Consider the following 13,010-nt stretch of genomic DNA (forward strand, 5'->3'; position numbering starts at 1 on the left):
CAAGTGAAAATATTTAAATTGCAGTCTAAGTTTTTAATATGCTCACAAAAGAACAAATTGCTAAAAGAATTTCAAAAGAACTGAAAGATCGTTACTATGTAAATCTAGGAATAGGAATCCCCACTTTGGTCGCTAACTACGTTCCAGAAGGTATTTCCGTAGAATTTCAAAGTGAAAACGGAGTGCTGGGAATGGGTCCTTTCCCTTTTGAAGGCGAAGAAGATGCAGACGTCATCAACGCTGGAAAACAAACGATCACAATTTTAGAAGGAGGTTCATTCTTCGACTCTGCATTCAGTTTCGGGATGATCAGAGGTCAGAAAGTAGATCTTACTATTCTTGGAGCAATGGAAGTTTCAGAAAACGGAGACATCGCCAACTGGAAAATCCCAGGCAAAATGGTAAAAGGAATGGGTGGCGCCATGGATTTGGTAGCTTCTGCAGAGAATATTATCGTCGCAATGATGCACGTTAATAAAGCTGGAGAAAGTAAGATCCTTAAAAAGTGTTCACTTCCTTTAACGGGCGTAAACTGTGTGAAAAGAGTCGTAACTGAATTAGCGGTTTTAGATGTTACTCCAGAAGGTTTCAAGTTGGTGGAAAGAGCACCCGGAATTTCAGTAGAACATATTGTAAAATCTACAGAAGCAGATTTGATCATTGAAGGAGAAATTCCTGAAATGCAATTCTAAATAAAATAAGAAGGCTGTTTCAGAAATTGAGACAGCCTTTTTTGAATTTATTTCTATATTTTAAAAATAGTAAAATTGTTTAGTTCAACTTCATCATTTTTTCCAAAAGAGGAGGAAGTTTTGTTTCTGGATTTATTTGGTCATTATTCCAAAAGCTCATTACACAACTTACATTTCGATTTCTTATATTTTCTGCAATATAGTAAATGGTTAAAGATTTCCCACCAGACATTTTTGAAAGAGCAGAGGTAAGACCTGTAAAATCATAAATCACTTTTTTTGCCTTTGTTGGAACATCTTCGAAATTGACATCTACAATTTCTTCAGATATAATTTTACCACCTTTTTTTGATTTGGTAATATTTAATTGATTTTCAATTGCTTCTTTTGCATCGTCTAATGTTCTGTGAATAGACCAATTCATTTCACCCATATAAGGACATTGTACAGTATTAAGAAAAGTCCAATAACAACTATTTCCCAATTCTATTTTTTTTCCGGCAAAATCAATTGTATTGATCTTCATCGGGACAAAATTTTCTTTTGGAATCTTATTTTCAATAATTAAGTTTACAAGTTTTTCTTCAGTCTCTTTATCCGTTTTCCCATTTTTTATAAACCATACTACAGTCACTGTTTTATTAGGGTTTTCAATAAAGTAATAATTGTTGGTTTGAAAAAGGTTGTCTGAAATTTTTTGCTGTTTTGTTACAAATAAATTGTTCGGATTAATTTTATCATCCTTCGTTTTAATATCAGAATTTGAAATTTGGTGTTTTTTATAAACTTTTAATAATCCTTTTTCATCAAAAGAATTGTTGAATGTTTCACTTGTAACACTATAACCATCTATATTATACCAAGTTTTCCCATTGTTGTCTAATGCTGAAAGCCTATCTAAGATGTTATTTTCTTGAGAAAATGCAATCGAAAAAAAGAAAATTGTTAAAATATTTAAAAACTTCATTTTTTTGTTTTTTGTGATGAAATATAGATTGGAATATAATCTTTAGAAGATTTCTTCTAATTTCTTGCAATACTTGGCAATGATTTTAAAGCCAATAACACTTTTGTAATTACAATCTAATATATGAAATAATTATATATGATTGATTATCAGTTGTAATATTTGTTTGCTTTCTATTGTTTTTTCTGTGATGATCTTAAGTCATAAAATGAAATTCCTGAAATGCAATTCTAAATAAAACAAAAACCTTGTCATCGACAAGGTTTTTTTATGTGTTCATTAATTGACAAAACAAAATTACGTTATAATAAAACGGTTAGTATTAGGAATGTCATGCTGAGCGTAGTCGAAGCATCTAAATATTTTAATATAGTATCTGTTTTAAGACAAAATAAAATTATTTACCATCCTGCGCTCCAAAAACCTTCTGTAAAATAGAAGTCGTTCTCATGGCAGGCGTATCTCTGATTCCGCTTTCTTTTTGGGCTACCATTTTAAAAACTCCATTGATGGTTTCTGTGGTAACATATTCATTAATATCGGTTGTAACAGCTTGTCCGGTTAAAGTATTGTATTTTGAAATAATAGTTTTCCAAACGCTATCAGCACCCACTTTTCCTAATGAAGCTTTCACTTTTGGTTCAAAAGCGGTAAACAACTGGCTTTGAGTTTTTCCCTGTAAATAAGTTGTTGCTGCATTATTAGATCCTAACAGGATATTTTTAGCATCGGTAATAGTCATTGATGTAATGGCACTTGTGAAAATAGGAGTAGCTTCTGTCACTGCATCTTCAGCAGCTCTGTTCAGTAATTTCACGCCTTGGTCAGCTAAACTTCCCATTCCTATGGAACGAAGGGTAGTATCTATTTTTCTCAGCTTTTCAGGCATTAGAATTTTTACCGCTTCATTTTTTAAAAAACCGTCTGTTACGCCTAGTTTTTTTACGCCTTCCGTCACCCCCATACTTAAAGCTTCTTTTAATCCTGAAGAGATTTGTGTGGAGGTAAGATTACCAATGTTCACAGAAGAATTATTTGTTGAAGGAGTCGTTGTAGAAGGAGTCGGAGTATTTGTTTTCACAGGATTATTAAGGTCTACGCCTGTTTTATCCTTTACGGTAGATTTTATAATATCTAAAATTTGTGCCTGTGCAGAAACTGAAAATAACAGTATGCTGGCTAATAAAATTGTTTTTCTCATCGTTTATTTTTCTGCAAAATTAGATGTTTTATTGTATAATAAGTTAAAAAGTAGGTTGAAGTTTTTCAGAAAATAATTATATTCGCTAAAACCATAATCAAGCAAGATGATACGTTATCTATTTCTATTTTCTGTTCTGCTTTCGAATGCATTTTTTTCTCAAACACAATTGAATTTAATTCCTTATCCCCAAAATGTAAAACTTAATCAAGGAAATTTTACTATTTCAGATGTTCTGATATTGAGTAATAAATTGCCGAAAGAAGAAACGGATTACTTTAAAAAGAAGGTAGGTGCAGATATCAAATTTCAGTATTCAGGCAAGTCTGATGCACAATTGGTATATTTTCAGTTGCCAAAATCAAATAACGCTCAGCAAAATAGTGAGTTTTATACTCTCGAGATTTCTCCAAAGCAGATTCTCATTAAATCATATACCAAACAAGGATATTTTTTAGCACTTCAAACATTAATTCAACTGATTGAATCTAATCAAAATAATAAAAAAATCCCGTGTTTAAAAATCGAAGACCAGCCTAAATTTGCATGGCGTGGAATGCATTTGGATGTTTGCCGCCACTTTTTCACAGTTGAGGAAGTAAAGCAGTATATCGATTATCTGGCCATGTATAAACTGAATACTTTTCACTGGCACTTAACAGACGATCAGGGTTGGAGAATTGAAATTAAAAAATATCCGAAACTCACAGAAATAGGTTCAAAACGTAAAGAATCCATGATTGGAGCGTATGTAGATAATACCTTTGACGGAAAACCGTACGGACCTTATTTTTATACGCAAGAACAGATCAAAGAGGTGGTAAAATATGCTACGGAAAGACATATCACGGTAGTTCCGGAAATTGAAATGCCGGGTCACGCATTGGCTGCATTATCCGCTTATCCTGAACTGGCTTGTACCAAAGGACCTTTCGAATCTGCTACAAAATGGGGTGTTTTTGATGATGTTTTTTGTCCGAAAGAGGAAACTTTTACATTTTTAGAAAACGTGTTGGATGAGGTGATGACTCTTTTTCCGTCTCAATATATTCATATTGGTGGCGATGAATGTCCAAAAACAAGATGGAAAGAATGTGCTCATTGTCAGGAATTAATTAAGAAAAATAATTTGAAGGATGAACATGGTTTGCAAAGCTATTTCATTCATAGAATTGAAAAATATGTCAACAGTAAAGGGCGAAAAATCATTGGCTGGGATGAAATTTTAGAAGGTGGATTAGCGCCCAATGCAGCGGTAATGAGCTGGACTGGAGTAAATGGAGGTATTGAAGCTGCAAAATCAAAACATTTTGCTGTCATGACACCGGGATCTTTTTGTTATTTTGATCATTATCAAGGGGATCCACAGTCAGAGCCGAATGCTTTTGGTGGATTTACTCCTTTAGATAAAGTCTATTCTTACAACCCGATTCCATCAGAATTAAATGCAGAGGAAGCAAAATATATTTTGGGAGTGCAGGCTAATCTATGGACGGAATATATTCTGGATTTTAAACAGGTTCAATACATGATTTTCCCAAGATTGATGGCGCTTTCAGAAGTAGGTTGGGGAACTTCAGATCCGAAAAAATACAAAGAATTCGAAGGAAGAGTAATCAACCAGTTCAACGTGTTGGATAAAATGAATGTGAATTACGCTAAAAGTATTTACAATGTTTTAGGAAAAGTAATTTCAAATAATAGCAATGGAATAGCGTACGAACTTTCAACTTCTCAAAATTTAAACGGAATAAGATATACGTTGGATGGAACAGATCCTACAGGAAATTCTCAGACGTATCAAAACCCAATTCCTGTTTCTAAATCAATGACTATTAAATCGGCATATTTTGAAAATGGACAGATAAAAAGTGCAGTTTCTTCTCAACAATTCACAATCTCAAAAACAACAGGTAAAACAATCACGTTAGAGGAACAACCGAGTGAAAACTATTCTTTTGGCGGCGCTTTTACTTTAATTGATGGAATTATTGGAAATCAAAAACAGCTGGGTAAAACGTGGCTAGGCTTTCAAGGAAAAGATGTTGTAGCAACGATTGATTTTGGAAATAAGACTCAATTTTCAGAAGTATCTTTTAATACCTTAGAAAATAAGGGAAGCTGGATTCATTTGGCAAAATCGGCACAAATTTTTGTTTCTGATGATAATAAAAACTTCAAGTTGATTAAAGAAATCGGGAAAGATGAAATTCAAAATGCAAAAGGAAAAATAAAACTTAACGTAGGAAATCAGAATTCAAAATATATTAAAATTAAAATAGAAAACGCAGGAATTATTCCGGCTGGAAATCCGGGAGCCGATTCAAAAGCATGGCTTTTTGTTGACGAAATCGGTGCAAATTAATATAATTTTAACCGCAAAAGATTCAAAAGATATTAGGGGCTTACTAAAATTTAATTTTTGAGAAATCAAAAGTCTTTAAAAGAATAATATTTCGACTCCGCTCAATATGCAAAGATTTTTTAACTTATGTGTTTTTATTTGTAGTTTAATGATCAACTTAAAATTAGTTTAAACAGACTAATTTTAAATTTAACCGCAAAAGAGGCAAAAGCTGTTTTTACAATTGTTAATAGATGACTACAAGTTCTCAAAAGAATAAAAATCAAAGATTTTTAAAAGCTAATGTTTTCTTTTTTCAGTTTAAGGATAAGCTTTATATTGTATCATCTGATCTTTTGTTTCTTTTGCGGTTAAATAAAAAGTTTAAACAAGTTTAATAACTAAACTGTTAATCTTTTGTAAAAAAAAATAAAGTTTAAATATAAAAACCTGCAACCTAATACCTATAAAAAATCATGAACTCTAGAAGGAAATTTATAAAAAATACAGCTTTGGCATCTTCAGTATTGTTATTGAATCCACTGGATTTAATAGCGGGGAATCTGCCGGAAACACAGAATAAAATTGTCAATAAACCCATTGTTCTTTCTACGTGGGATTTTGGTTTAAAAGCGAATGCAGAAGCCTGGACAATTTTAGGAAAAGGCGGAAAGGCTTTGGATGCCGTAGAAAAAGGAGTTCGTTTAGTCGAGCTAGATCCAAGTGAAAGAAGTGTGGGCTACGGCGGACGCCCAGACAGAGATGGAAGAGTGACATTGGATGCCTGTATTATGGATGATAATTACAATATTGGGTCTGTGGCCTGTATCGAAAATATCAAAAATCCGATTTCTGTGGCAAGAGCAGTGATGGAAAAAACACCTCACGTCATGTTGGTTGGAGATGGCGCTTTTCAGTTTGCTATTTCTCAAGGTTTCAAAAAAGAAAATCTGTTGACTGCTGAGTCTGAAAAAGAATGGAAAGAGTGGTTGAAAGACAGCAAGTATCAACCTATTGTAAACATTGAAAACCACGATACAATCGGAATGATTGCTTTGGACGCTCAAGGAAATCTTTCCGGAGCGTGTACAACGAGCGGAATGGCTTTTAAAATGCATGGAAGAGTAGGAGATTCACCTATTATTGGAGCCGGATTGTTTGTTGATAATGAAGTAGGTGCTGCAACCGCAACCGGACACGGAGAAGAAGTTATCAGAACGGTGGGAACCCATCTTGTAGTGGAATTAATGCGACAAGGCAGAAATCCTCAACAGGCTTGTAAAGAAGCAGTGGAAAGAATTGTGAAGATTACGCAAAAAAGAAATAAAAACTTAAAAGACATTCAGGTGGGCTTTATTGCTTTGAATAAGAAAGGAGAATATGGTTCATATTGTATTCAGGACGGGTTTAATTTTGCGGTGTATGATCAAAAAGGAAACCGTTTGGAAAAGCCAGAATTTGCTTTGAAATAATTGAATGAGCTACCAGATTATAATTTAACATCTTTGTATGATCAATAGGAACGGGCTTTAGCCCGTTTTCAAAATGAAAAATAATCAATTGGCTTTAGCCAAAACCTAAATAACAATGAAATTAATAATTCTTTCTTCCTTATTTTTAATGATTGCTTGTAAAGAAAAGGAAACTGAAAAAGGATCTGAATATAAAGCGCCAACAATAGAAAATCCGGTTTCAGAGAATAAACCCAACGAAGCTGAAGACGCAAAAAAATGGCTGACAGAAAGTATTGAGAAATTCTTCAAAACAGATCTTTCTACGATGGATTCGGCTATGCAGAATATCACCACCAAAGACTATTATGAATATAAAACAGATGCTACCAATGTAGAAATGGATACCAAGGGAAGTCTTACTGAAAAGGAGTTTGAACAAAAATGGAAAAACAAGTTTAATATTCAAAAAGCAGGAACTGGTGTTGGATTTTTAATTTCCGGACAAGATTGGAATGAAATCAAAGTCTCAAAATGCAATTTCATTTCCCAAGATGGAAATACGTATTTGTTTGATGTGATTCTTGAGGATAAAGAATATAAAGCAAAATATCCAATTCAGGTTAAAGTAGCGAAAGAAAAAGAGGGATTTCGCATTGCTGATGTCGTTCAATAATATTTCCCAATTAAAATAAAAGAAGTCAAAAATGTCAAAAATAGAAATAGCCTGCTTCAACTCGGAATCAGCAATCATTGCTTTTGAAAACGGAGCCGATAGAATAGAATTGTGTGACGGATTAAGCGAAGGCGGAACCACACCCAACTTTGAAACAACCAAACAGCTTAGAGAAAAAATAAACATTCCGATTTTTGTAATGATTCGTCCTCGTGGTGGAGATTTCACTTATTCAGATGCTGAATTTAAGCAGATGAAAGAAGAGTTGGTTCAATTAAAATCATTACGTATTGATGGTTTTGTTTTCGGAATTTTAGATGGAAATGAGGAGGTGAATGTTGAGCAAAATAAAGTCTTAATAGAATTAGCAAATCCTCTTCCCTGTACATTTCACCGTGCTTTCGACCGAGCAAAAGGGTTAGAATCCTCTTTAGAAAAAGTAATCGATTGCGGATTTAAAACGATTCTTACCTCAGGTCAAAAACCTAATGTTTCCGAAGGAAAAGAGAACCTTAAAAAGCTGGTCGAGTTATCCAATGGAAGAATAGAAATTCTTGTCGGTGGCGGACTTCGTTCCACAAATATTGAAGAAATCAGAGAATATACACAGGCTCACTATTTCCATTCTTCCGCCATTACTAATGGTGGTTCTTTTGCGAATGCTGATGAGGTGATAGCTTTGAAAAATAGATAATTCTGAATGATTTTAACGCAAAGATTTTTATTGTTAGTGTAAATGTTTTAAGGAAGCAAAGTATTGCGACAGAGTTGCTGATTAAGCGATATGGCTAAAACGCTTGCTTCATCAAATCAATTTTAATTGATTACTTCTTGGCTCCCTTAAAAATAATGAAATGATATAATAAAACTTTGCGTTAAGAAACATACATAAAAACACATCACAAATGACAGAAAATGAATTATCTTATAAAATCATAGGATCAGCAATTGAGGTACATAAAAATCTTGGAGTAGGTTTATTAGAAAGTACATACGAATTAGCTTTAGCCTATGAATTAAAAAAAATAGGATTCGATATAAAACAGCAAATTTATCTCCCTTTACAATACAAAGAAGTGAATATTGAAAATGCATATAAGATTGATTTGCTTGTAGAAAATAAAGTTATAATTGAAGTAAAAGCTGTGTTGGAAATACATTCAGTTTTTAATGCACAATTATTGACTTATTTAAAATTGACAAACTTAAAACTTGGACTTCTTATTAATTTTAATACACCACTTATAAAAGATGGCATTCATAGAATTGTAAATAATTTATAATGAACAAAACTTTATTTTTTGCTTTCCTTTTTATTCAAAACCTCCTATTCTCCCAATTTTCAGAACGAAATTTATCATCTGAAAAATGGCAATTCAAAAACTCAAAGGAACAAAAATGGTTGACAGCCACTGTGCCGGGAACTGTTCATTTGGATTTAATGAGTCATAAAATCATTCCCGATCCTTACAAAGATGAAAATGAAAAGAAAGTTCAATGGATAGAAAATGAAGATTGGGATTATCAAACAAGCTTTAAAATTTCATCAACAGAATTAACCAACGAAAACATAGAGTTGGTCTTTAACGGATTGGATACATTTTCAGAAATTTATCTGAATGGAAAACTGTTGAAGAAAACGGATAACATGTTCAGAAAATGGGATATCCCTGTTAAACATAATTTAAAAATTGGCGATAATCTGCTACAAATCAAATTCAAATCGGCGGTTAATGTTGGAAAAGAATTAGCGAAAAAGGTTCCTTTTGCTATGCCGGAGTCTCCAAGAAGTTTTGTGAGAAAAGCGCAATATCAGTTTGGATGGGATTGGGGACCGAGATTGGTTACAGCAGGAATTTGGAAAGATATTAAGTTGAATTTTTGGAATAATGCCAAGCTTGAAAATATAAAAATCGAACAAAAGAGTCTGACAAAACAAAAAGCAGAACTCAATATTCAAACCGAAATTATTGCAGATAAAGAAGGGAAATATGCTGTTTCCGTTAATAGTAAGACGAATAATTTTCAATTAAAAAAAGGAAAGAATACCATTCAGATTCCCTTTGCTATTAATAATCCAAAACTTTGGCAACCGAATGGTTGGGGCGATCCGAATTTGTATGATCTGAAAATTTCGCTACAAAAAGATTCGAAAATTATTGATAATAAAACTGAAAGAATTGGCTTAAGAACGATTGAATTGATTCAGGAAAAAGATACAAAAGGAAAATCTTTCTACTTTAAAGTGAATGGAAATCCTCTTTACATCAAAGGAACAAACTGGATTCCCGCAGATAGTTTTTCGCCAAGAATTACCAAAGAAAAGTATCAGAAATTGATTAAGGATTCCAAGGAAGCGAATATGAATATGGTTCGCATTTGGGGTGGTGGAATTTACGAAGATGATGAGTTCTACAAGGCTTGCGACGAAAATGGAATTCTGGTATGGCAGGATTTTATGTTTGCTGGAAGTTTTTATCCTTCAGACGATGCATTTTTAAACAATGTAAAAGAGGAAGTAAAAGATCAGGTAAATCGACTTCAAAATCATGCCTCCATTGCGTTGTGGTGTGGAAATAATGAAGTGGATGAAGCCATTGTTAATTGGGGATATCAAAAGCAATTCAATTATTCAAAAGAAGATTCTCTACAGATTTGGAAAGATTATAAAAAAGTTTTTCATGAACTTATTCCTAATACATTAAAAGAAAACTTGTCGCCAGATAAAAATATGTATTGGCCAAGTTCACCATCAATCGGTTGGGGGCATAAAGAAAGTTTAACCGAAGGAGATTCTCATTATTGGGGCGTTTGGTGGGGCGAACAACCATTTGAAATGTATAATGAAAAAGTTCCTAGGTTTGCTTCAGAATACGGTTTTCAAGGAATGCCAACATTGGAAACTACAAACTCTATGTTTGCAGGAACTCCCGATTTAAGTTTGGAAAATGGAACCATTAAAGCTCACGAAAAACATGCAAGAGGTTGGGAAATCATGAATACCTATATGAAAAGGGATTACAATGTTCCGACAGATTTTGTGAAATACAATTATGTTTCTCAGCTACTTCAAGCACGTGGAATGCAAATTGCTATTGAGGCCCATCGTCGTGCAAAACCTAACAATATGGGAACGTTATATTGGCAGCTGAATGATTGTTGGCCTGTTGTTTCATGGTCTTCGATTGATTATTTAGGAAATTGGAAAGCGTTGCATTATCAAGTAAAAAGGAGCTTTGAAAATCAGATCATTTTAACGGAAGAGAAAGATGGAGTTTTAAACTTTTATGCGATTAATGATGAGGCAAAAAAGTTTGAAGATGTGAATGTTGAAATTCAGATAATCAATTTTCAAGGGAAGGTTTTGAATACAATGAATATAGTCTCAAATGGAAAAGTCTTAGAAGGAATTGTAAAATTTGAACCTATTGAAATAGAAAATTTAATTCCAAATTCTAATCGAAATGAAGTCTTTTTGAAATTAATTTTAAAAGATAAAAGTGATAAAACGATTGCTCAAAATCATTATTTCTTCTCAAAGCCAAAAGACTTAAAGCTTACAAAACCAAACATTCAAATCAAGAAAATATCTTCAACAGAAATTGAAATTTCCACGGATGTGTTAGCAAAAGATGTGTATTTAATTGGTGACATACATTTCAGTGATAATTTTTTTGATCTGCTCCCGAAAACATCAAAAAGAATTACCCTTTCTAAACCTTTAGAAAAAGTTGAGGTAATGAGCTTGTGGGATACGATGAATAATTAATCTGCATATTTAAAAACCTTTAGTATTAGAAATGTCAGTCTGAGCGGAGTCGAAGACTTTTATAATAAGGCAAAATGAAATTAACAGTTCAAAAAAAATAGGATTAAGCGAGTTAAACTTTCTAAAGTGTACTAAAGTGTTAAAAAATAAAAGCTTTTGAAACTTTTGCGGTTAAATTTTCAATAAATAAAATGTAATAGTTTGTATTTTCCTCAGTACAACAAAAATTATGTAAAAAATACAAGTTTTCATTCTCAACTAAAAAATCAACTGTAAATTTGCATCATATTTCTCACGTATGGTAAATTTTGTTCTGATCGCGGTTTGCATTGTAGCAGGAATGATTTTCAAAGCAACAAAATCTATCCATCCCGATGCGCACAAAGGCATTAATACCTGGATTCTTTACCTGGCACTTCCCGCGGTTTCCTTTAAATATTTGCCTAAAGTTTACTGGACAACAGAAATGCTTTTCCCGATTGTCGCAACCTTTCTAATTGCTGTTTTTTGCTTCTTTTTCATGATGTTTTACAGCAAGAGTAAAGGCTATTCCAGAAGATCCAGAAGTACAATGGAATTGGTAAGTGGATATAGCAATACCTCATTCATTGGGTTTCCTTTAATAGCAGCTTTTTATGGTGAAAGCCTTTTGAGTATCGCTATTATTTGTGATCAGACGATGTTTTTTGCGCTTTCAACTTTAGGAATTATTGCGGCTGTAAAAGGAGGAAGTAAATCAGGGAAAGTCAGCGCCTTATTTATTTTGAAAAGATTGGTCACTTTTCCGCCACTTGTGGGTTGTGTCGCAGCTCTTGTTTTATCTCAGTTCATTGATTTCACTCTAGCAGAGCCGTTTTTTGATAAACTGGCAGCCACGGTAAGTCCATTAGCTTTGTTTTCGGTGGGATTGCAATTAAAATTCAATGGTTGGAAAAAACTAATTCCTCAAATGTCCGTTTCAATGCTGTATAAATTGATTTTGGCACCTGCGATTGTATTAGGATTAGCCTTATTATTAGGAATAAAAGGCGATGTAGCAAAGATTACGGTGTTTGAAGCGGCAATGCCAACCGTTGTAACTTCAAGTATCATTGCAGAACAATTTAGGCTCAATACCAAACTGACGAATTTAATTATAGGATTCAGTATTATTGTAGGATTTCTGACGACAGCAATTTGGTATGAGATTATTGAAGTAATATTCTGAAAAATAAAAAGGTGAACATTTTAGTTCACCTTATATTTTAAATTATTTAGGTTCATCAGGAATCCATCCTCCACCCATACATGATTTTTTGAAAGTGAAATCAATAGTATTGACACCACTATTGTACTCATAGTTGAAAATATCACCTCCTTGCTCTCCGTGAAAAAAGTATTTAGCATTTGTAATCTCAAGTTTAAAATTCCCTGTCCTAATTTCTGTAATTTTACCACAAGGAACATAGCCTTCAATTTGGCATACTGTATCTATAGTTGCCCAGGTTTCTCCTTTTGGAATGAGAACTATTGCCCAAGGATTGGGGACAGATAAATAATTACCATTTGAATTTTTTTGTTTTAATGTTAAGGTAAATTTTATATCATATGGTGCTGGCTGAGAAATCTGAAGTTGCAAGTTTTTATTGTCTAAAGAAATATCATTATAACAGCTTGGTGAAATTGGTGATGTGCTTAGTGTAACAATTGTAGTTGTTTTTTTTGCCGTTTTTGAAACTGTAGAGTTTTGATTGTTTTCTGAAGAAGCATTTTCAAAATCTCCATTGGTACAAGATACAGTCATTATCAAAACTATACCTAAGGCTAATATTTTTTTCATGTAAATTAATTTTTCACAAAAGAATGAAAAAAAATATTTAATCCCAAATCTGTATTTGAATTTTATGTTTATTTAAAATTTGTACTAATTT

The 13,010-nt window shown here is 33.0% G+C and carries 11 protein-coding genes; 8 read left to right on the forward strand and 3 right to left on the reverse strand.

The genetic code is table 11. The features are described from left to right. The first annotated feature begins 38 nt into the window (after positions 1 to 38). Positions 39 to 692, forward strand: a complete 654-nt coding sequence (locus AMQ68_RS10565) for a CoA transferase subunit B (RefSeq protein ID WP_054510610.1) — start codon at positions 39 to 41, stop codon at positions 690 to 692. 79 nt (positions 693 to 771) lie between these two features. Here AMQ68_RS10565 and AMQ68_RS10570 read toward each other — a convergent pair whose 3' ends face one another. Then, complete coding sequence (locus AMQ68_RS10570; protein WP_054510611.1) at positions 772 to 1,659, reverse strand: hypothetical protein; 888 nt, start codon at positions 1,657 to 1,659, stop codon at positions 772 to 774. Between the two features lie 397 nt (positions 1,660 to 2,056). Beyond that, on the reverse strand, positions 2,057 to 2,860 hold the full coding sequence (locus AMQ68_RS10575) for a DUF4197 domain-containing protein (protein WP_054510612.1): 804 nt from the start codon (positions 2,858 to 2,860) through the stop codon (positions 2,057 to 2,059). A gap of 106 nt (positions 2,861 to 2,966) precedes the next feature. On the opposite strand from AMQ68_RS10575, the gene AMQ68_RS10580 reads away from it, so the two are divergent. From AMQ68_RS10580 to AMQ68_RS10610, 7 genes are all read left to right on the forward strand, one after another. Further along, positions 2,967 to 5,225, forward strand: a complete 2,259-nt coding sequence (locus tag AMQ68_RS10580; RefSeq protein WP_054510613.1) for a family 20 glycosylhydrolase — start codon at positions 2,967 to 2,969, stop codon at positions 5,223 to 5,225. Between the two features lie 455 nt (positions 5,226 to 5,680). Beyond that, positions 5,681 to 6,676, forward strand: coding sequence for an isoaspartyl peptidase/L-asparaginase family protein (locus tag AMQ68_RS10585; protein ID WP_185113398.1), 996 nt, complete (start codon positions 5,681 to 5,683; stop codon positions 6,674 to 6,676). Positions 6,677 to 6,791: 115 nt separating this feature from the next. After that, on the forward strand, positions 6,792 to 7,331 hold the full coding sequence (locus AMQ68_RS10590) for a hypothetical protein (protein WP_054510615.1): 540 nt from the start codon (positions 6,792 to 6,794) through the stop codon (positions 7,329 to 7,331). A gap of 31 nt (positions 7,332 to 7,362) precedes the next feature. Continuing rightward, entirely contained in the window at positions 7,363 to 8,025 is a 663-nt protein-coding gene (locus AMQ68_RS10595) for a copper homeostasis protein CutC (RefSeq protein WP_054510616.1), read from the forward strand. Between the two features lie 211 nt (positions 8,026 to 8,236). Further along, entirely contained in the window at positions 8,237 to 8,614 is a 378-nt protein-coding gene (locus AMQ68_RS10600; protein WP_054510617.1) for a GxxExxY protein, read from the forward strand. Further along, the gene (locus AMQ68_RS10605) at positions 8,614 to 11,100 is read left to right on the forward strand and encodes a glycoside hydrolase family 2 protein (protein WP_054510618.1); all 2,487 of its coding nucleotides are present in this window, start codon (positions 8,614 to 8,616) and stop codon (positions 11,098 to 11,100) included. The genes AMQ68_RS10600 and AMQ68_RS10605 overlap by 1 nt, the downstream gene beginning before the upstream one ends. Positions 11,101 to 11,398: 298 nt before the next feature. Next, positions 11,399 to 12,307: an AEC family transporter gene (locus AMQ68_RS10610; protein ID WP_054510619.1), complete on the forward strand. Its 909-nt coding sequence runs from the start codon at positions 11,399 to 11,401 to the stop codon at positions 12,305 to 12,307. A 42-nt stretch (positions 12,308 to 12,349) separates the two neighbouring features. Here the strand turns inward: AMQ68_RS10610 and AMQ68_RS10615 are convergent, their stop codons facing one another. Next, the gene (locus tag AMQ68_RS10615; protein WP_054510620.1) at positions 12,350 to 12,919 is read right to left on the reverse strand and encodes a hypothetical protein; all 570 of its coding nucleotides are present in this window, start codon (positions 12,917 to 12,919) and stop codon (positions 12,350 to 12,352) included. Between the last annotated feature and the right edge of the window lie 91 nt (positions 12,920 to 13,010).

The organism is Chryseobacterium sp. ERMR1:04, assembly GCF_001297705.1.
GTDB lineage: Bacteria > Bacteroidota > Bacteroidia > Flavobacteriales > Weeksellaceae > Chryseobacterium.

Coding starts and splice junctions, on each gene's coding strand:
- AMQ68_RS10570 (WP_054510611.1), bottom strand. CDS start 1,659: ATGAAGTTTTTAAATATTTTAACAATTTTCTTTTTTTCGATTGCATTT.
- AMQ68_RS10605 (WP_054510618.1), top strand. CDS start 8,614: ATGAACAAAACTTTATTTTTTGCTTTCCTTTTTATTCAAAACCTCCTA.
- AMQ68_RS10565 (WP_054510610.1), top strand. CDS start 39: ATGCTCACAAAAGAACAAATTGCTAAAAGAATTTCAAAAGAACTGAAA.
- AMQ68_RS10580 (WP_054510613.1), top strand. CDS start 2,967: ATGATACGTTATCTATTTCTATTTTCTGTTCTGCTTTCGAATGCATTT.
- AMQ68_RS10615 (WP_054510620.1), bottom strand. CDS start 12,919: ATGAAAAAAATATTAGCCTTAGGTATAGTTTTGATAATGACTGTATCT.
- AMQ68_RS10595 (WP_054510616.1), top strand. CDS start 7,363: ATGTCAAAAATAGAAATAGCCTGCTTCAACTCGGAATCAGCAATCATT.
- AMQ68_RS10585 (WP_185113398.1), top strand. CDS start 5,681: ATGAACTCTAGAAGGAAATTTATAAAAAATACAGCTTTGGCATCTTCA.
- AMQ68_RS10600 (WP_054510617.1), top strand. CDS start 8,237: ATGACAGAAAATGAATTATCTTATAAAATCATAGGATCAGCAATTGAG.
- AMQ68_RS10575 (WP_054510612.1), bottom strand. CDS start 2,860: ATGAGAAAAACAATTTTATTAGCCAGCATACTGTTATTTTCAGTTTCT.
- AMQ68_RS10590 (WP_054510615.1), top strand. CDS start 6,792: ATGAAATTAATAATTCTTTCTTCCTTATTTTTAATGATTGCTTGTAAA.
- AMQ68_RS10610 (WP_054510619.1), top strand. CDS start 11,399: ATGGTAAATTTTGTTCTGATCGCGGTTTGCATTGTAGCAGGAATGATT.